Source organism: Fibrobacter sp. UWOV1 (assembly GCF_900142495.1).
GTDB lineage: Bacteria > Fibrobacterota > Fibrobacteria > Fibrobacterales > Fibrobacteraceae > Fibrobacter.
In genome coordinates, this window is the sequence record NZ_FRBA01000004.1 from 184,569 (window position 1) to 202,714 (window position 18,146).

At 49.6% G+C, this 18,146-nt stretch carries 15 protein-coding genes and 2 tRNA genes; 8 read left to right on the forward strand and 9 right to left on the reverse strand.

The features are described from left to right. Positions 1 to 52: 52 nt before the first annotated feature. Positions 53 to 126, forward strand: a tRNA-Pro gene (locus BUC02_RS07895). Between the two features lie 68 nt (positions 127 to 194). On the opposite strand, the gene BUC02_RS07900 is transcribed toward BUC02_RS07895, so the two are convergent. Together BUC02_RS07900 and BUC02_RS07905 are read right to left on the reverse strand one after the other, a co-directional pair. Next, complete coding sequence (locus tag BUC02_RS07900) at positions 195 to 2,081, reverse strand: sensor domain-containing diguanylate cyclase (protein WP_083564492.1); 1,887 nt, start codon at positions 2,079 to 2,081, stop codon at positions 195 to 197. Positions 2,082 to 2,104: 23 nt separating this feature from the next. After that, positions 2,105 to 3,619: an extracellular solute-binding protein gene (locus tag BUC02_RS07905; RefSeq protein ID WP_254794155.1), complete on the reverse strand. Its 1,515-nt coding sequence runs from the start codon at positions 3,617 to 3,619 to the stop codon at positions 2,105 to 2,107. Between the two features lie 295 nt (positions 3,620 to 3,914). On the opposite strand from BUC02_RS07905, the gene BUC02_RS07910 reads away from it, so the two are divergent. The 6 genes from BUC02_RS07910 to BUC02_RS07935 all read left to right on the forward strand — a co-directional run bounded on the left by BUC02_RS07910 (position 3,915) and on the right by BUC02_RS07935 (position 9,590). Next, positions 3,915 to 4,349 (forward strand): DUF3332 family protein, encoded by a 435-nt coding sequence (locus tag BUC02_RS07910; protein WP_073321033.1) that lies wholly within the window; start codon positions 3,915 to 3,917, stop codon positions 4,347 to 4,349. Positions 4,350 to 4,426: 77 nt separating this feature from the next. After that, the gene (locus BUC02_RS07915) at positions 4,427 to 5,131 is read left to right on the forward strand and encodes a tetratricopeptide repeat protein (protein ID WP_073321036.1); all 705 of its coding nucleotides are present in this window, start codon (positions 4,427 to 4,429) and stop codon (positions 5,129 to 5,131) included. Then, positions 5,128 to 6,288 (forward strand): serine/threonine protein kinase, encoded by a 1,161-nt coding sequence (locus tag BUC02_RS07920; RefSeq protein WP_139261067.1) that lies wholly within the window; start codon positions 5,128 to 5,130, stop codon positions 6,286 to 6,288. The genes BUC02_RS07915 and BUC02_RS07920 overlap by 4 nt, the downstream gene beginning before the upstream one ends. 18 nt (positions 6,289 to 6,306) lie before the next feature. Next, entirely contained in the window at positions 6,307 to 7,761 is a 1,455-nt protein-coding gene (locus BUC02_RS07925) for a sigma-54 interaction domain-containing protein (RefSeq protein WP_073321039.1), read from the forward strand. Positions 7,762 to 7,820: 59 nt separating this feature from the next. Continuing rightward, on the forward strand, positions 7,821 to 8,273 hold the full coding sequence (locus BUC02_RS07930; RefSeq protein ID WP_073321041.1) for a hypothetical protein: 453 nt from the start codon (positions 7,821 to 7,823) through the stop codon (positions 8,271 to 8,273). Further along, on the forward strand, positions 8,274 to 9,590 hold the full coding sequence (locus tag BUC02_RS07935; RefSeq protein ID WP_073321043.1) for a hypothetical protein: 1,317 nt from the start codon (positions 8,274 to 8,276) through the stop codon (positions 9,588 to 9,590). It abuts the gene before it with no gap. Positions 9,591 to 9,626: 36 nt separating this feature from the next. Here the strand turns inward: BUC02_RS07935 and BUC02_RS07940 are convergent. The 7 genes from BUC02_RS07940 to BUC02_RS07970 form a co-directional block, all read right to left on the reverse strand. Continuing rightward, positions 9,627 to 9,699, reverse strand: a tRNA-Ala gene (locus tag BUC02_RS07940). A 45-nt stretch (positions 9,700 to 9,744) separates the two neighbouring features. Next, positions 9,745 to 10,749, reverse strand: coding sequence for a polyprenyl synthetase family protein (locus BUC02_RS07945; protein ID WP_073321221.1), 1,005 nt, complete (start codon positions 10,747 to 10,749; stop codon positions 9,745 to 9,747). Between the two features lie 4 nt (positions 10,750 to 10,753). After that, a complete protein-coding gene (gyrB, locus tag BUC02_RS07950) occupies positions 10,754 to 12,694 on the reverse strand; it encodes a DNA topoisomerase (ATP-hydrolyzing) subunit B (protein WP_073321045.1) in 1,941 nt (646 codons plus the stop codon). A gap of 59 nt (positions 12,695 to 12,753) precedes the next feature. Then, entirely contained in the window at positions 12,754 to 13,080 is a 327-nt protein-coding gene (locus BUC02_RS07955) for a DciA family protein (RefSeq protein WP_073321047.1), read from the reverse strand. Next, complete coding sequence (locus BUC02_RS07960) at positions 13,080 to 13,853, reverse strand: MlaE family ABC transporter permease (RefSeq protein ID WP_249268811.1); 774 nt, start codon at positions 13,851 to 13,853, stop codon at positions 13,080 to 13,082. Before BUC02_RS07960 ends, BUC02_RS07955 begins: the two co-directional genes overlap by 1 nt. An 18-nt stretch (positions 13,854 to 13,871) precedes the next feature. Further along, positions 13,872 to 15,635: a S41 family peptidase gene (locus BUC02_RS07965; RefSeq protein ID WP_254794150.1), complete on the reverse strand. Its 1,764-nt coding sequence runs from the start codon at positions 15,633 to 15,635 to the stop codon at positions 13,872 to 13,874. 116 nt (positions 15,636 to 15,751) lie between these two features. Then, a complete protein-coding gene (locus BUC02_RS07970) occupies positions 15,752 to 16,606 on the reverse strand; it encodes a sigma-70 family RNA polymerase sigma factor (protein WP_073321054.1) in 855 nt (284 codons plus the stop codon). 200 nt (positions 16,607 to 16,806) lie between these two features. On the opposite strand from BUC02_RS07970, the gene BUC02_RS07975 reads away from it, so the two are divergent. Continuing rightward, positions 16,807 to 18,021 (forward strand): sensor histidine kinase, encoded by a 1,215-nt coding sequence (locus tag BUC02_RS07975; RefSeq protein WP_083564495.1) that lies wholly within the window; start codon positions 16,807 to 16,809, stop codon positions 18,019 to 18,021. Positions 18,022 to 18,146 lie beyond the last annotated feature (125 nt).

Consider the following 18,146-nt stretch of genomic DNA (forward strand, 5'->3'; position numbering starts at 1 on the left):
AGCCTTGCAAAAAAGCCCACTTTTATCTAATTTTGACCCACCAATGAACCAACGGGATGTAGCTCAGCCTGGTAGAGCGCTTGAATGGGGTTCAAGAGGTCGCTGATTCGAATTCAGTCATCCCGATAAAAAACACCGCTTTAAAAGCGGTGTTTTTGCTTTAGAAGCTTGTATCGGTTTTATGCCGGAGCGTTTTAACTCTGCTTTTCTTCCTTTTCGGGAGGATTTTCTTCATCGCGATCATCCTCGCCTTCTTCGCGTTCCGCAGCTTCTGCGGCCTGCTTGAGCGGATGGTCTTCGATATAGTCGAGACTCAGCTGGAAGTTTTCGCCCTTGGGCTTTTCGGCATCCTTTTTCAAGGCGGCAAGTTCAATGGCGGCAGCCTCGTAGTCGGCTTCGGTCACCCATTCGGGCCTCCACACAATCACGCGGTTACGGCCTCCTTCCTTGCCCTGGTAAAGCGCCTTGTCTGCCATTTGGATGCTGCGGTCAGCGCCCAGGCGTTCGTCGAACTTGGCGACACCGAGCGTAATCGTAATCTTGATGGTGAAGTCCGCGTAGCGAACGGTCATCTTTTCGATCTGCTTGCGGAAACGTTCGGCGACTACTCTAGCCCCTTCGAGGTCCGTTTCGGGTAACAGAGTCAAGAATTCTTCTCCGCCATAGCGGGCGAATACGTCGTATTTGCGCAAAAGACCGCGAATCGTCTGGGCAACCGACTTCAGGATAATGTCGCCACAAGCATGCCCGTAGGTGTCATTGATATTCTTGAAGTGGTCGATGTCAATAAAGATGAAGCAGAACGGCTTATGCGTGCGGGCAGAACGACCCATTTCGTTTGCGATGGTTTCGTTCATTTCGCGGCGGTTCGGAAGTCCCGTCAGCTCGTCGGTCTTCGAAATCAGTTCCAGTTTCTTGTTGGCCTGTTCCAAATCCTTGGTACGTTCCTTGACTTCCTGTTCCAAGATTTCTCTATGGGCATTCAGTTCTTTAATCTGGCGCTTGATGGTGTTGTGCATGGAATTGAACGCGTTGCTCAATTGACCCAGTTCGTCTGTGCGGTTGCCCATGTTGATTTCGTCGACATCGAGGTTCCCTTCACTAATCTGGCGGATGTGCCTGGTCATGCGGTTCAGCGGAAGTCCAAGCGTATAGAACATCCATGCGGCGACAAGGAAGATTATCAGAATTGAAATCACGAGAATGGCGATGCTTGCCTGCGTTGCCGAAGAAATCAGGTCGTCAATTTCGCTTTTCGGCTGGAAGGCAAAGAGACCAAAATCGGTGTTAGAATCAAAGTAGTAGTTAACAAGATACTGCTCGTTGTCGTAAAGCTTCTGGAACTGAGCTTTCTTGACATCATAGTTGCGAGGATCAATTTCTGTAAATCCAAGTTCGTTGATCTTGTGTGTATCTGTAAGCCAACGCTTTAAGTCGGGGTGGTACAGAATTTCTCCTTGACCGTTAATGGCGACCAGGAATCCGTTTCTACCAATTTTATAGTTAGGGAAGTTCGTCCAAAGTCTGCGAAGTGAGAATTCTGCAAGCAGGTATCCGCTGGAACTAGACTTGTTTGTAATGCTAATGCCGAACAGACGCTTCGGGGGTGCATCCTTTGCTTCCCTAAACCAGGGCGTCAAGTAAGGGCGGTGCGGAGTAATGCGCGAAAAATCAATGGGGTAGGGGCTTTCTGTTGGAATGCCGACCATGGAATTGTCGCAAATAAACGAGTTTTCTCTGTCGTACAAAGTAACTGTTTCGCCCGAAATGAACAGCGACGAAATGCTATAGCTCTTGAGGTAGCTTGCGGCGGTATTGGGGTCTAGGCTCTGGATTTCAGAAGTCTTGGAAAGAAGCGTTAGGCGGTCGCCGAACTGCTTCATTTCGCTTGACGCCATGTTGCCAATCTGCGTGAGCATCGATTCGTTGTTGTTGAAGCTCCACTCCAACATCAGGTGTGTCTGTTTCGAGGTGAATATGAAGATGCTCCCCGTGACCACGAGAGTCATGGAGAAAATCAAAACGATAAGCACCTTGAAGACGATGCTTCGCGAAAAACCTGATATCGTGTGTGTAGGCATAAAACGTTACTTCATAAGGCTGGTTATTTCTTGCGCTTGCGGAGGAAGGCGAACAGGAACCCGAGGATAAGCATGACGGCGAATACGAAGGGGGCTGTCTTCATGTTGTCGTCGACGACTCCGTTCGTGGAATCCTTGGCGACTTCAACCACAGGCGTTTGCTCTTCGTTGATCTTGTTCCAGGCGGCCTTGAATTCGGCAGCGGTCATCATGCTGTTTGTCGGGTAGTTCAACTTCTTGTTGATTTCTGCGGTGTACTGCTGGAAAGTCTCGTACAGCTTGTCTTCGGAATAGAGCGACGGTATTTCCATCTGTTCCCAGATGGCGCTGAACATGGCGACGAGCAACTGTTCCAATTCACCCCATTCCGGAATGGCCATGTAGGCGCGACCGGTTTCAAGGGCGCGAACAAGAATGTTGTAGTCTTCATCCTTGGCCCATTCCTGCAGAACCTTTCTAGATGGCGGCAAAAAGCCAATCTGCTTGGTATAGGCGTCCAGGTTTTCGTCTTCGGTCAAGAAAAGCAAGAGATCGAAAGCTTCTTTACGCTTGTTGCTTGCCGGAATGGCAAGGTTCGAACCGCCGATAAAGCTTACGCTTCCAACTTTGCCCTTGGGAATGGGAAGTACCATGATACTGTCGCTACCGATACGGGCGTTTGAAAGGCCTCCCATGCTTCCGTGGAAACGGGTCTGCATGACGATTTCTGAAGTGCTTACGATAAAGGCGAGTTCGCCGTTGTTGAACTGCTGGGCAATCTGGGCCGTGTTGGTCTGCAAGGCTTCGGGATTGACCAGTGTATCCATGATAAAGTGGAGATAACTGGAAATGCCGAGAAGGGTTTCCCTGGAAAGAATATTGGCATGCCACTTGCCGTTTTCATCTTTCTTGATGAATGAACCGCCGTTGCTCCAAATCCAGGGGGCAAAATTGTGCGGAATGTTCCAGTCGCTCTTGCCGGGGAAGGCGAAACCCTTTACGTGGGCGCCATCGTCAAGAACTTCATCTTTGCTGTTGATTTTGCGGATAGCGTTCTTGAAACCTTCGTATGTCCTGACGGAATCGCGAGTGATGCCGTGTTCGGCGAGAATCCTCTTGTTGGCAAGGACCGGGCGAATGTCGATGAACCATGGGACGGAGTAAATGGTCGTGTCTTCGTCGATATGCGTCGTGTTCCAGCTGACAGGAACGAATCTTTCGGGCTGAATTGTCGAGAGGTTTTCGTTCAGGGGCTTGATTTCTTTACGCGATGCGAAATACGGAATCCAGGTGGTTCCGAGCTGCAGGACATCCGGTGCGGGCTGCTGGCCGGCAAGGGCCTGCGAAATACGGGTCCAGGCTTCACCCCAGTCAAGCACTTCGACCTTGGTCGGAATACCGGTCTTCTTGGAGTAGATTTCAAGTCTTTTTTCGAGAATTTCTTGCGGAGAGGCTCCGTTGGGCATAATCCACACAGTAAGCGGCTTCGCTTTAGCTGCTATCGCTGCGGTAGATGCAATAGCCACTGCGAGAATGGAATGCATAATTCTATTCGTCATCAAACCCATGAACAACTCTCCTTTCTTACCTATCGTCATGAATACTTGAACATTAAAATAACAAAAAAAAGAGAAAAGTGAAAAAAATCACGGAAATGACGGTCGCAAAGATAGTCCAAAATGGAATAAAAAAAGGGAAAAAGGAGAATTTTTGTAAATAAAAGTAAACGGAACGAAGGTGTGATAAAAATCAAAAAATGAGTTTTTTTATGGTGTTTATCACCAAAGAATCATTTTTTAGTTATATTTCTGTCATCGTAAGAAAACGATAAACAACCCTTAAGGAGTTAATAAAATGAAAAAAGGTATCATTACCCTTCTCTGCGCCGGCATGATTGTTCTTTCCGGCTGCTATGGCAAGTACGCATGCTTCAACAAGCTGCTCTCTTGGAACGGCTCTCTTGGTAACAAGTGGCTCAACTCCATCGTTCACTTCGCTATGTGGGTGATCCCGGTTTACGGTATCGCTACGTTCGTGGACTTCCTCGTCCTGAACACTGTCGAATTCTGGACTGGCTCCAACCCGCTCGCTGCTGGCGACTCCTACTATGAAAAGGACGCTCAGGGCAACACCATTGCTGCTGTCAAGAACGCTGACGGTTCTATGACTGCTGAAATCACCACCGCTGCTGGCGAAAAGGCCGTCCTGACCCTCCAGCGCGATGAAAACGTTATCCGCGCCCTCGACGCCGAAGGTAACGTTGTTGCTCAGCGCGAACTCGACAAGTAATTTCTTACTTGATTGAATTTGAAGGACCTTGGTTTTGCCAAGGTCTTTTTTTATTGATTTTATTATATATTTAGGCTATGCTTAGGCGTGTGTGCTACATAGGGGTGCTGTTGTTCACCTTGTCTTTGATGTCTTGCGTCAATGACGACATCAAACGTGGAAACGACGCCTTGCGTATTGGCGACTATGAACGCGCCATTGCCAATTTTTCTAAAGCCCTCGATGTAGAACCCGCCAACCGCGACGCCCGTTACGGGTTGGCCCTTTCTTATTATGCCGATGCGGAGCAGGCGGACCGGTTTAACGATTCCTCGTTTGTCCGTTGGAGTCGCGCCGCCCGCGAATTCAAGATCCTTTACGGCCTTGATAGCAGCGGAAGCATCGATGCCAATTACTCCACGTGTTTGTTCTACTTGGCCCGCGCAACGCTAGGCCACGATGCGTCTGCGAACGTGCTTCCTTTATTGAATAAATCTATCGACTTGGACAGCTTGAACTATTTTAGCTATAACCTGAAGGGTTTGATTCTTTCGCGGAGCAATGTTCCCGGAGACCAGAATAGCGCAAAGAATATATTCATCCATATCGTGACCCGTGAACCCGGATTCATTTCGGCGTACATCAACCTCGGAAATATCTACTGGGAAGAAGGCGATGTGGAATCGGCCTGGGATACTTGGTCTGCGGGCTTGCAGAAGGCGCCCACGAACAGCTCCCTGATTTACTGGACGCAGGTTGCCGAAGATTCCTTGAAGTCGATGGTACTTTCGGGTAGACTATGAGCGTAAAAAGCGAAAAGTCTACGGCGAGCATTCTGGACAAGGCGTGTGACTGCGCCTTGTTGCACCAAGGTGGCGAAGCCGATATCTATGAACTTGCCTGTGGCGAAGACTTTTACGCATTGAAGTGGTACCATTCCGGTTGCCGTTTTGAGGATTCTGTTGCTGACCGCCTTAAACACTTGAACATTCCCGGGCTTTACCGAGTCCGTGAATCGGGCGTTCGCGACAATACGCCGTACTTGATTTATGATTTTATTGACGGCGTGAGTTCGGCAGACGTTCCGGCGATGCCGGTAGCGGTGGCGTTGAAGCTGTTGCGTGGAGTCGTGCAGACGTTGGATGCCCTGAATAAAGAAAATATCCATCACGGCGATATCAACCCTTCGAATGTTTTGCTTTGCAAGTCCGGCAATAGCTTGCAGACATATATGATTGACTGTGGCATTGTGGGCCCGGGCGCCTTGGCCTATGCGGCGCCGGAACGCTTTCAGGGCAGGCCTGCCAGTATGCAGAGTGATCTTTACAGCCTGGGGATGCTTTTGTTCCGCTGGATTGCAGGTGCCCCCTTGCTTGAATCGAATGTTTACAATGAACTTGCGGCCCAGGCCCAGGCTATCGAAGGCGTGGATATTTCTTCGCGGCTTTATGACTTGGAGTGCTGCAAGCCGCAGGAACTTTCGGCGCTGGAGCCGTTGTGGAAGGCCTTGCTGCGCGAATCCCTGGAAAACCGCGCCGAGGATTTTGACGAACTTGATGAACTTCTGGAAATCGCTCTCGATTCAATCGGCGTGGGGGAGGTGACCGTCCAGACTGCTTTGCAAAAATATGCCGTCGAAGCCTTGCCCGAAAAAATGGGAAAAAAATTCCCGACGGAGCGAAAAAGCGCTTTCCCGTACAGCCAAAACGATAACGGAAACAAAAAAAACACCTTAAAAATTGCGGTTTTAGCCCTTTTTGGACTTATATTAATTGCAGTGGTGTTTTTCGTCTTGATTGGGACAAAAGGTCCCGATATCGACGAAACGGGAAGTTTGTTGCTTCAGAAATCCAGAAGTTTGGAATCGGTTGAGTCGGGCTTGGAAAATCGCGAAAAATCTGCCCCTGATACGCTTCCGCCTGCGGTACTGAGGGATTTGCCGACACCTGTATCGGAATAGTTAAGAAAGAGGTTTCGCATGAAGTCAGAATCGATGCTAGCTACAGAAAAAATGCTCGATGTCGTAAGAATCCTGTTGGACGAAGTCCAGCCGGAATCGCTTTTTGTGAAAATTCTTGAAGTGGCCAAGGATGTGTTGCATGCCGACGCCGCCGTTCTCGATACCGGTGGCGAAAATGCAATCCACTTGAGCAATCCCGAACAAGTTGCGATTTCTATTTCTGCAGTAAAACAGGCCAAGCTCGAAAAGAAGGCTGTGGTGTGGAATCAACTCGATGACGATACCGCCGACCTTTCGAAGTCTATTGTGCAGAACCAGCTGACAAGCATTATGGTGTCGCCGTTCCGCACGCCCGAAAGCGAAGCCGGTTACCTGTACTTGCAGCGAGCCGCCCGCGAGGAACCGTTTACTGAAGACGACAGTGCCTTGTTCGATTCGTTCGTGATGGTGTGCGAAAAGTTTGCCTTTGCAGCCTTCGATCGCTTGCGCGACAAGGAATCCTTGAATGTCTTGCGTAATGTCATTCGCAAAGACGGCATTGTGTATTCGAGCAAGGCGATGGCCTCCTTGATTGCGCTTGCAGATAAATTAGCGGAACTTCCGATGCCGGTAATTATCCGTGGCGAAACGGGAACCGGTAAAGAAGTCATTGCCCGCTATATCCACAGGCATAGCCCCCGTGCAGACAAACCCTTTGTCGCTGTCAACTGTGGCGCCATTCCGGAACACTTGATGGAATCTCTTTTGTTCGGACATGCCAAGGGTTCGTTTACGGGCGCTATTGAAACCCGCAAGGGATTCTTTGAGGAAGCCGATGGCGGAACGATTTTTCTTGACGAAATCGGGGAACTGCCCATGAACATGCAGGTGAAGCTCTTGCGCGTGTTGCAAGAAAAGCACATTACCCGCGTGGGCGACAACCGCGAAATTCCGGTGAACGTGCGCATCATTAGTGCAACGCATGTAGACTTGGAAGAAGCGGTCAAGGCGAAGCGTTTCAGGGAAGACCTGTATTTCCGCATTCAGGTGATGCCGGTAGAAATGCCGCCCTTGAGAGACCGCGGACAAGACGTTGTGCTCCTGGCCGAAGAATTCTTGACCCGCTATGGGGCGGAATACGGTCGTGGAAAATTCCACTTGAGCCGCAATGCCGAAAAGGCGATGCTCAGCTACCACTGGCCGGGTAACGTGCGCGAACTCGAAAACAAGGTCCAGAAGGCTTTGGTTCAGGCGGTGCATGGAGTAGTCCAGCCTGCCGATTTGGGCCTGGGCGATGTCCAGGCGCAGGCCAAGGAGTCGCCGCGTACGCTTAAAGAAGCCCGCGAAATCGTGGAACGCGAAGTAATTGGCCGGGCGCTTTCTGACAGTAATGCGAATCTGACGCTCGCAGCGACGATTTTGGGCATCGACCGCAAGGTTCTGCGCGAAATTATGGAAAGATTGGGAATGAAAAAAGAAGACTATAAGAAATAGTTTTATATATTTATTATAGCCTAAAAGACGGTTGGCACGGAATTTGCAAGAGATTGAGTATGAAAAAGACTACTCTCATAACGACAATTATGATGGCTGCAGCGCTTAGCTACGCTGCTCCGTCTTCTGCGCGTCCGGAGTCTTCTGTCCCGACCCCCGCCGAGAAAATGGAAATTTCGCGAGAAATGCCCAATCTCGGTGCAAAGGAAAGCGCAGATTGGCAAAAATTGCGCGCAGAACGTCGTGCTGCCCGAGAGCAAATTCTTAGGGACTTGCGCAACAGTTCCTCCGCCGAAAAGAAAAATATCCGCCAGGAAGTCTCGAAAAAACGGGACGAAAAGCCTCGCTTTGAGGGGGAAATCCCGAAAAATCAGTCTCGCGAACGTCGTCCTTTTTATGAGCACCCGGAGTCTCATCAAATGAACCCGATGCGAGAAATGCCCCATGGTCCGGGGCCGGCTCCAATGAATCCCATGTATCCAATGAAGCCGATGTATCATCCACATCCCTAGATGCGCTTCGTTGCAGTAGTGCTCCTGTTGCTTACGTCTCTGCTTTTTGCCGAGACGCAAGAATCTGTGTACTTCCGTGCAATGAAGGCTGAAGAAGCCGGTGATGTGTCGGCCGCCCTAGCAGCCTTCGAAGAAGCGGTTCAGATTCCCGGCCCCTATACAGAAGAAATTCGTGAAATTATCGATGAATACTATAAAGCCCTTGACACGACTGAGAAAAAAAAGAATCCGTGGTCGCTACGTTTTTTGGGTGATATCGGTTTTTACGGTTTGCATTATAACGAATATGGCGGTGTAGAGAAAGTCAGTGAAACCGGTGGAGATATCTTCTTTTCTCTGACTCCTTTTGTTGATTATTCGGCTGGCGATTGGATACATTCCTTTGGGGTAGGTTTTTCGGGCGACTGGTTTGTGGCGAACGATGACATGCCCGTGCTTGATACGAATGACTGGAATATTTCGGTGGGGCTTGAATATTCCTTGGTCGGAAAATCCTTGATGGTCGATGTGGGGGCGGATATAAAGGTTGTCGAGGGGGCTTACGTTTCGCCAAATTTTTATGCATGGGTGGAACGCGATTTTTATCGGTTTGAAAAGCAGCGTGTTGGGGCGGCGGTCTGGGGCTACTATGATCCCGATGGGCCGCTTTCGTTTGCGTTGTATGGTTCCTGGCACAGGACCGTTCCCTATGGATTGAATTGGTCCGTTTATGCTGGTGCCCGGTTCGAAGCGGATTCCGCAGTTGATCTTGTGAGCTATATCGAGTCGTATAAGAATGCGCTTGAAGAATTGGAAAGTGAAGAAAACGAGGAACCGTGGAACCCATATTGGGGTGGAAGTTATCCTATGTACGGGGAATGGCAAAACCCGATGCAGGTTTGTCTGGAAACCTACGGACCGGAATGTTATAACTGGAATATCGGAAAGCTGGATTCCATGTATTGGGCGAAGATGAATGATTTTAAGGATACGACGTCATCTGTTAGTGTGGCTATTCCCAAGTATTTCGCCAAATGGTTTGGACCAACCCTCCGTTCGCAGGTGTCTTACAAATTCAAACGCAATATAACGCTTGAGGCTAGGCTCAATCTGTTTTATGGTATTGTCCTGGATGGTCCGGATAGCGATTACAAAAAAATGTGTAAATTCAGCGGTGTCTGGGGAACCATGCTTTACTGGAAGCCGAATGCGTTGACTCTCTATTTGGGCGTAGAACAATTCTACAAGCATTACAGCTTGCCCAAATATTATAGGGGAGTCTATCCGGAAAACAGTATTCTTTCAGAACTGAAAGTTGGCTTCAAGTGGGAATTTTAAAAACGAAAAAAAGCAGGACTTGGTCCTGCTTTTTTATGGAGATAGTGGGAGTCGAACCCATGACCTACAGATTGCGAACCTGTCGCTCTACCAACTGAGCTATATCCCCAGGTTTGGGCGGAAATATAGAATTAGCCGTCGACGTTGTCAAGAGCTAATTGCCACGGTTGTCCATTGACGAAAACATCTGGATGATTTCATCTGTGAACGTCGAGTTCGGCAGACCTTGTGCAATTACAAGAGCCTTTTCAAGATGATCTTGGGCGCAAGCTTTTGCCTTTTTGAATGCGTCCTTTTCGTTCAATTTCTCGATGATCTTTTCGGGAATGTCGGGCTGGTCCGCCCTTGCGATGAGCGATTCCATGTCGGAGCGTTCCTGTGCGTTGCAACTTTCAAAATAGTACAGCAGCGGAAGAGTAATCAGTCCATTGCCTAAATCGGTGAACTTGGCCTTGTCCAGATTCTTGCTGCCAAAACCGTAGTCCAAAAGGTCGTCGACAATCTGGAATGCAATTCCGAAATGGCTACCCATTTGGGCGCACTTGTCGGTGTTTTCTTTGTTGAATCCGGCAAGGATTGCTCCGATGCGTGCTGCCGCCGCAATCAGGGAGGCTGTCTTCCCGTCAATAATACGGTCGTATTCTTCGAACGAAAGACGCATGTTACCGGACTGATCCAGCTCCAAGATTTCGCCGGCGATTAATTTGTCTGCGGCCTTGGAAAGTACGGTCGGAATGTCGTGCGATTCTTCATCAATCACGCACTGCATGGCTTGCGAAAGAACGTAGTCGCCAATCAGCACCGCTACTTGCGTACCCCATTCCTTGTGCGCCGTTTTCTGTCCACGGCGAATATCGGTGCCATCGATAATGTCGTCGTGCACAAGGCTTGCGAGGTGCAAAAGTTCAATGCCAGCGCAAGCGTGTGCCACGCGCAGAGGATCGGGCTTTTGAGAACCACTTTGTGCAAGCAGGCAGAGAAGTGTTGATCGAATTCGCTTGCCTTTACGTTGGAACAAGGATTCTAATCGCTCGCTTATTCCAGCAGGAGCATTCTTGGCAACACCGAAAATGACATTTTCGGTAAGTTTCAATTGTTCTTGGACAAGTGTGCGTGCTTGAGTCAGCACGGTCTGAAAATCTGCCTTAGTCGGAGCCATTACCTTACACATCCAAGTCGTTCAAGACCTTGTAGGCGTTCGTTTCGATAAACTTGCGACGCGGTTCCACATCTTCGCCCATAAGCATGCTGAAAATCTGGTCGGCCGCCACAGCGTCTTCCACGTAGCATTGTTTGAGGAATCGCTTGGTCGGATCCATGGTCGTTTCGGAAAGCTGTTCCGGCGACATTTCACCAAGACCTTTGAATCGGCTAACCGTCACGTTCTTCTTGTCTTCGAGCTTGGCCATGGCTTCGTCCTTGTCGTTTTCGTCAAACAAGTACGTTTCCTTGGTGCCGACCTTGAGCTTGAACAGAGGCGGCATGGCGAGGAACACGTGACCTTCGTCAATGAGCGGGCGCATGTAGCGGAAGAAGAACGTGAGGAGCAGAGTCTGAATATGAGAACCGTCCACATCAGCATCGGTCATGATGATGATCTTGTTGTAGCGGAGCTTTTCGAGTTTGCATTCGGTACCGAGACCGCAACCGATGGCGTTCACCAGGTTCTGGATTTCTTCGGTATCGAGCACGCGGTGAAGGCTTGCCTTTTCCACGTTCAAAATCTTACCGCGCAATGGGAGAATGGCTTGGAACTCGCGGTTACGGCCCATCTTTGCAGAACCACCTGCAGAGTCACCTTCCACGATGAACAGTTCGCATTCCTTGGGGTCGCGGCTAGAGCAGTCAGCGAGCTTGCCCGGCAGGCCGCCGCTTTCGAGAACGTTCTTGCGGCGGGCGAGCGTGCGTGCCTTGTGGGCGGCTTCGCGGGCCACGGCGGCGTTGTAAACCTTGTCCAAAATAATCTTGACCGCGGCCGGGTTTTCCTGGAAGTATTCTTCTAGCTTTGCGCCGAAAGCAGAGGCGACGTAGCCTGCGATTTCGGAGTTGCCAAGTTTGCGCTTGGTCTGGCCTTCGAACTGCGGCTGCGAGACCTTGATGGCGATCACGGCAGTCAAGCCTTCGCGAATGTCGTCTGCGGTAATCTGAATGTCTTTCTTGCCCTTGGGCATTTCTTGCGCGAACTTGCTGATGACGCGGGTGAGGGCGGTCTTGAAGCCCGTCACGTGCGTACCTCCATCGTAGGTGTTCACGTTGTTCACAAAACTAAAGAAGTTTTCCTGGTAGCCGTCGTTGTACCACATGGCGACTTCCAGTGGATACTGACCATCGGGAAGTACCAGGTGAATCGGGTCCTGGAACAACTTGGTGCGGTGTTCGTCCACGTAACGCACGAATTCAGACACGCCACCCGGATAGCAGAACGTATCAGTCTTCTTGTTTTCAGGATCGCGTTCGTCGGTAAGCGTCAGGCGAAGACCGCTCATGAGGAAGGCGAGTTCGCGGAAACGCGTAGCGAGCGTGTCATACACGTAAACGGTTTCGCTGAAAATCGTATCGTCTGGGTAGAATTCAACGGAAGTACCGGTCGTGCCGTCGCTTTCGCCGAGGTCCACCTGCGGACCGCACGGAACGCCTCTAGAAAATTCCTGCTGAACCACGCGGCCGTTGCGGCGCACGGTAACAACGAGCTTGTTAGAAAGAGCGTTCACGCAGCTCACGCCCACGCCGTGCAAACCGGCAGAGACCTTGTAAGAGCTATTGTTGAACTTGCCACCGGCGTGGAGTTTAGTCATCACGACCTGGATGGTGCCCACCTTTTCCTTGGGGTGAATGTCGGTCGGAATGCCACGACCGTTATCGGTCACGCGGATGCCGTTACCCGGCAAAATGGCAATTTCAATGTGAGTGCAGAATCCGGCTAAAGCTTCGTCCACGGAGTTATCGACCACTTCCCAAACCAGGTGGTGGAGACCACGGATGTCTGTCGAGCCAATGTACATAGCCGGGCGTACGCGCACGGCTTCGAGGCCTTCCAAAACGGTAATGCTAGAGCCGCTGTAATCTTCTTCGGCCTTTTTCATTTCTTCAGATTCTTCTGCCATTTTTTACCTTGTTTTCTTCTTCTAAATTCTTGATGCTCGTGGGCCTTTTTAACATGCTTTTAAACGAAAAGAATGTTCTTAACAGAGGGCTTTCCAAGCAATAAATTACACTTGTCAATAATAGCTTTTTTTTGCAAAAAAAGTTCTTGTTTCCATGCGGAACTACCGCACTTTAGCGTCAAAATATTGCGTTCGAATTTGACGATTTGAACGTGCGGTTTTATGAGTGGACCCACGATAGTTTCAAGGCCTTCGGACAGCTTTTCAAGTGCCATTTCATCGGTGATGTGGGCCTTGTCTAGAACCATTTGCAGCAGCACGCTAATGTCTTCGGGATCTTTCCCGCAGACCGGTTTTTTGCGCTTAATGCGATAGGAATTGTCCATTAGAGCAACAGCAGTTTCGAAAGGACAAAACCGCCAATCAAAATACTCGTCATGCCGGCAACCACAGTGGCCTTGGTGCTCTTGCCTACGCCTTCGGCGCCGCTATGGGTGGTAAAGCCAAAGAAGCAGGCGTAGCTTGCAATAAAGTAGCCGTAAAGGGTTGCCTTGATCAGGCCCACGACCAAGTCCCAGTTCTGGTAGAACATGCGTACACCGTAGAAGAATACGGCGAATGACACGTCCTTGTAAAGGTGCGCCACTTCGTAACCGCCTACGATACCGATAAAGATGCTGATAATCGTAAGGGTCGGAAGCATGATGATGGTTGCGATCAGGCGCGGTGCAAGCAAAAACTTGTAGGGACTAAGTCCTAATACTTTGTATGCATCGAGCTGCTCGGTGACAGCCATGGTGCCCAGTTCCGAACACATGGATGCTCCAATTCGGCCTGCAAGTACCATTGCAGTAAGAATCGGACAGAGCTCTACCATCACGGACTTACCCACGGCCATTCCCACAAACATCAGGGGTATGATGTCTGCAAACTGGTAGGCGAGCTGCCAGGCCATAATGGCACCTGTGGCAAGGGAGGCGGCCACCACCACGGGAATGCTGGTGATGCCCACGTGTTGCATTTGTTCCACGGTCGTGTGGAGGTTGCTGAATGCGCCAGGAATGTTCTTGAAAAGCTGCCACACAAAGTGCAGGTAGCTTAATACCGTATGCAGAAACTTCCGGATAAACTTACCCAGACTTTCTGCAATTCTGTTCATGACGGTAATCAAGGATTCCTACTTCTTCTTGGATGCTTTCTTGGACGGAGCGCTGATTGCCTTTTTGTAAAGGTTCATGTCGCTCAGGTACTTGATCGCTTCGTTCAACTGCTTGTCCTGCTTCAGGGAGAAGGCGGTGCTGACAGAGTCGTTGATGAACGCTGTCAGGAGTTCACGCTTGATGCCGTCCTTGATGTACTGCTTGTTTTCGTCAAACTGGGCGTTGCGGTTGTTTTCAAGAGCCTTGCGCATGTCGGCTATGCGCTTGGCAAGAGCGGTGTCGCTCACGACCTTGGCACTATCGCCCATGTAGTTCTGTTCGCGGATAATGCTCTTTTCGAGCTGGTCCACGCCTACCAGTGCGTTGCTCTTGATCTTCGTGAAGTTTGTATCCTTCATGCAGAAGTCGCGGAATTGCGTAAACAGGCTGTCGGGAACTTCCCAGTTGGCGTCAATTTTCACGTTGTTCTTTTCCAAGTCCGGACGGATCTTGACGGCAAACTTGAAGTACATAGCCATGCGTTCCTGTACCTGCACCACCCAGGGCATCGGGGCGAGTTCCACTTCTACGTCGGGGGTGATGCCACCGCTGCCGAACATCATGCGGCCGTTGTGCGTGTAGAAGGTGTCGACTTTAGCGGTGTCTTTTTTGGTCGAATCAGCCATGCCTTCACCTTCGTCGGCGTATTCTTCTTCAAGGATCTTCAAGCCCTTGATGCCATTTTCGGGCTTGTTGATGCATCGTCCGAAGGGCAGGTAGTAGAAGGCGGTCGTAAGCTTCAGTGCGTTACCCTGGTTGTCGAGCGGGAAAATCGTCTGCACAGATCCCTTGCCGAAGGATGTCTTGCCGATAATCAGAGCTCGGTCCCAGTCCTGCAGAGCACCAGAGACAATTTCGGCAGCACTTGCGGAACCCTGGTTCAAAAGAACAACCATCGGCACTTCAGGCTTCACGATGCCGTTTTTGCGGGCGTGGCTTTCGGTCTTTTGGGTGCGGCCACGGGTGCTCACGATCAGGTTGCCCTGTTTCAGGAACAATTCGCTGATTTCGATAGCCTGGTTCAAGAGCCCGCCCGGGTTGTAGCGCATGTCGAGAATAATCTTCTTCATGCCCCTCTTCTGTAGAATCTTGAGGGCGTTTTCGACATCGCTCGTGGTCTTGTCGCTAAAGGTGGCGAGCTTGATGTAGCCGATATCCTTGGTGACCATGCCGTAGTAGGGCACGGCGTGTACAATGATTTCGGCTCGGGTAATGGTAAAGTCCATCAGATCGGGCACGCCTTCGCGTTCAATGGAAACGGTCACGTCGGTGCCGATTTTACCGCGGAGCTTGTTCACGGCTTCGTCGAGGCTTAAGCCTTTGGTGTCCTTGCCGTCGATTCTACGGATGCGGTCGCCGGCACGAATGCCCAAGCGGAATGCCGGGGTGCCGGAAAGCGGTGAAATGACGGTCAAAATGTTGTCGCGGAGGCTAATGGTGATGCCCACGCCGCCGAACTTGCCTTCCATCGAAACCTTGAGGCTTTCGTAGTCCTTGGGCGAAAACACCGTAGTATGCGGGTCCAAGATGTTGCGGATGCCGTTCAATGCCGCGTCGGTGAGCTCAGTCGGATTCACGTCTTCGACATATTTGCGGTTGACTTCGGAAAGCACCTTGTTCAGGCGCGAAACTTCGTTATAGAAATCGCCAGGAGGATCTTTCTTGTCGCTTGCTGCAAGCGGGCTTGTGGTGAGGCACAGAGCCGAAAGACCGGCTACAAAAAGGGTTCGAAAGTTCAGCATATTGAAATTCATGCTTTAAAAATACAATTTCATTTGTTTGCTTGACTAATAAAAACGGAAAAAACCGGCCAAAAGGCCGGTTTTTAATATAAGGAGAGAGAGAAAAAAGGTCAAAATTAGGCGGCGTCGTTCAAAACGCGGGCAAGCTGTTCGTTTCTGAGCTTTTCGAGCGCGGAATCCTTGAGCTGGCGGGTGCGTTCCTTGGAAAGGCCGACCATCGGTGCGATTTCCTTCAAGTTCAGGTCGGAATCCATCTTGAATCCGAAATAGAGCTTGATGATTTCCTTTTCTTGGGCGGAAAGGCTGTTGTTCATCGCCTTGTTAAAGAGCTTGGAGCGGTTGTTTTGTTCGGCAAGTTCGTCGGTGCGGAATTCTTGTGCCGCAATGGTATCGCCGAGCGTCATGTCGCCATCTTCGCCAACGGGGGCGTCGAGAGAGGTAGACTTGTTGCCCATCATCAAGATCTTTTCGATGTCGTCGGCTTTGTACTTGCTGACGCCTTCGAGGCTCTTCGGGTCAAGCATGAGACCGCCGCCAACGACCTGGTGCATGGCGCCACCTTTCTTGGCGAAGCGGCGGAGCACGAGTTCCTTTTCGGCGCTGATGCGGACCAGTCGACCGCGTTCCGCGATGGCGCGGGTGATGTTCTGGCGAACCCACCAAACGGCATAGCTGATGAATTTGATTTTCTGGGAGTGGTCAAAGCGGCGAGCGGCTTCAATGAGGCCCATGTTGCCTTCGTTAATGAGCTCGTTTACATCGATGCCCTGACCTTTGTAAAGGTTTGCGATGTTCACGACGAAGCGGAGGTTGCTTTTGACGAGCAGGTCCATGGCTTCGCGGCTGCCTTCGCGAACTTTCGCGAGTACAACCTTTTCTTGTTCCTTGGTAAGCAGCGGATATTTGGAAATATCGTTCAGGTACTGGAAATAGACATCCCTGTCGTCATGAACGTGTGTATTCTTTGTCATATCAACCTCGTTGCTTGTTGTTTCGTTTACATTCGTAAATCTACCTCCATTTGCATTTTGAAGTGTCATAGATTACGCCTTTGTTCGCAAAAGTTATTTGTGAATTTCGTCAAAGAAAACGGCACTTTTGTCATGTTTTTGTCATAACGCCCTTTTTTTTGCCCCAATAAGGGCTATTTTTGTATTCGCAAGAGGAAAAAATGACGACAAAATATGCGAAATCCGCCCTTAGGGCCTTTTTACGCCGCAATTATGAACGTTTAGCGGAACTTCAAGAGGCTCAATTCGAGAAAAATGAGCGGGAATTGATCGAAATCGTGGGCGATGAGAACGACCCGCAGTATCCGATTCCGACTTTTGCGCTGATGGTTCTCATTTGGATGTTTATTCTGTTGTTCCCGCTAATATTGTTGCTGGATCCGACATATCCGATGACTCAGGTGTCGTTTATCAACCTTGCAACCTACTATTTGCCACTTCTGGCTACTTTCTTGACCTTCTTGGTAAACCAACGTTACCTTGTTCCAAAATGCTTCTTTAGAAAACGCTATGTGGTGTTCTTTGCGGGAAATGCGTTGATACTCTTTATTTCGCTATTAGGCCGCGAAGTTTTCTATTTCTTGATCCAGCGCAAGGCAAACGAAGGAATTGTTGATTTCTTTAGTAACTATTGCTTTAGTGCTGGCGCCGGACGCGGACACTTTTCGTTATGGACTGTACTCGTGTTCCTGATAGCTCTTGCGCTTATCTGCTTTGTGTGCATTTTGATTTCGATGTTTACGAGACAAATCATTAAGGCATTTATCTTGCGTGAAAAAAAACGCTCGACTTTGGAATACGAACTCAAATTTTTGAAGAATCAGCTTTCGCCGCATTTCTTGTTCAATACCTTGAACAATATTACTAGCCTGATTCGTATAGACCCTGGCCTTGCCGAAACAAGTATGACGAAACTTTCGCAGCTGATTCGTGTGATGCTTTACCAGACAGGTGACAAGTATATTTCGCTTAAAGAAGATGTGGGCATTTTGGAAAAGTATGCGGAACTTGAAAAATTGAGACATGACGATTCATTTGATTTCAAATTTGAATACGAACTTGAAAATCCCGATTGTCAAGTGGAACCCTTGCTGATGATGCCCTTGATGGAAAATGCGATGAAACATTGCGTAAATCCGGACGGTAAAAGCTTTGCCCATATCAAGATTGTGCAGAAAGGGGATGAACTTAGCTTTGTGGGCGAGAATAGTAACTTTCCGCGCAAGGCGAAACCGAATGCGAGCGGTCTTGGACTTTCGACCTTCAAGAAACGCCTGGAACTCATGTATAGTGGATGCTATCGTTATGAAGGTCGCGTAGAAGGTGATGTGTATAGAACGGAACTGAATGTGAAGCTGAAAAAGGATTCCGTGTAAACGCTGTATACACTTTTTTTGAAAAATTCCGAATGACGTCTTTACAATAAAAATTTGTTTATCTATAATTCGGTTCGGAGCAATTAAATAGTTTTTTAGATACATCTGTTAGCCACAGGTGTATT

Excerpts from the sequence above, each read along its gene's own strand:
- BUC02_RS07900 (WP_083564492.1), bottom strand. The coding sequence starts at position 2,081 with ATGCCTACACACACGATATCAGGTTTTTCGCGAAGCATCGTCTTCAAG.
- BUC02_RS07905 (WP_254794155.1), bottom strand. The coding sequence starts at position 3,619 with ATGACGAATAGAATTATGCATTCCATTCTCGCAGTGGCTATTGCATCT.
- BUC02_RS07910 (WP_073321033.1), top strand. The coding sequence starts at position 3,915 with ATGAAAAAAGGTATCATTACCCTTCTCTGCGCCGGCATGATTGTTCTT.
- BUC02_RS07915 (WP_073321036.1), top strand. The coding sequence starts at position 4,427 with ATGCTTAGGCGTGTGTGCTACATAGGGGTGCTGTTGTTCACCTTGTCT.
- BUC02_RS07920 (WP_139261067.1), top strand. The coding sequence starts at position 5,128 with ATGAGCGTAAAAAGCGAAAAGTCTACGGCGAGCATTCTGGACAAGGCG.
- BUC02_RS07925 (WP_073321039.1), top strand. The coding sequence starts at position 6,307 with ATGAAGTCAGAATCGATGCTAGCTACAGAAAAAATGCTCGATGTCGTA.
- BUC02_RS07930 (WP_073321041.1), top strand. The coding sequence starts at position 7,821 with ATGAAAAAGACTACTCTCATAACGACAATTATGATGGCTGCAGCGCTT.
- BUC02_RS07935 (WP_073321043.1), top strand. The coding sequence starts at position 8,274 with ATGCGCTTCGTTGCAGTAGTGCTCCTGTTGCTTACGTCTCTGCTTTTT.
- BUC02_RS07945 (WP_073321221.1), bottom strand. The coding sequence starts at position 10,749 with ATGGCTCCGACTAAGGCAGATTTTCAGACCGTGCTGACTCAAGCACGC.
- gyrB (WP_073321045.1), bottom strand. The coding sequence starts at position 12,694 with ATGGCAGAAGAATCTGAAGAAATGAAAAAGGCCGAAGAAGATTACAGC.
- BUC02_RS07955 (WP_073321047.1), bottom strand. The coding sequence starts at position 13,080 with ATGGACAATTCCTATCGCATTAAGCGCAAAAAACCGGTCTGCGGGAAA.
- BUC02_RS07960 (WP_249268811.1), bottom strand. The coding sequence starts at position 13,853 with ATGAACAGAATTGCAGAAAGTCTGGGTAAGTTTATCCGGAAGTTTCTG.
- BUC02_RS07965 (WP_254794150.1), bottom strand. The coding sequence starts at position 15,635 with ATGCTGAACTTTCGAACCCTTTTTGTAGCCGGTCTTTCGGCTCTGTGC.
- BUC02_RS07970 (WP_073321054.1), bottom strand. The coding sequence starts at position 16,606 with ATGACAAAGAATACACACGTTCATGACGACAGGGATGTCTATTTCCAG.
- BUC02_RS07975 (WP_083564495.1), top strand. The coding sequence starts at position 16,807 with ATGACGACAAAATATGCGAAATCCGCCCTTAGGGCCTTTTTACGCCGC.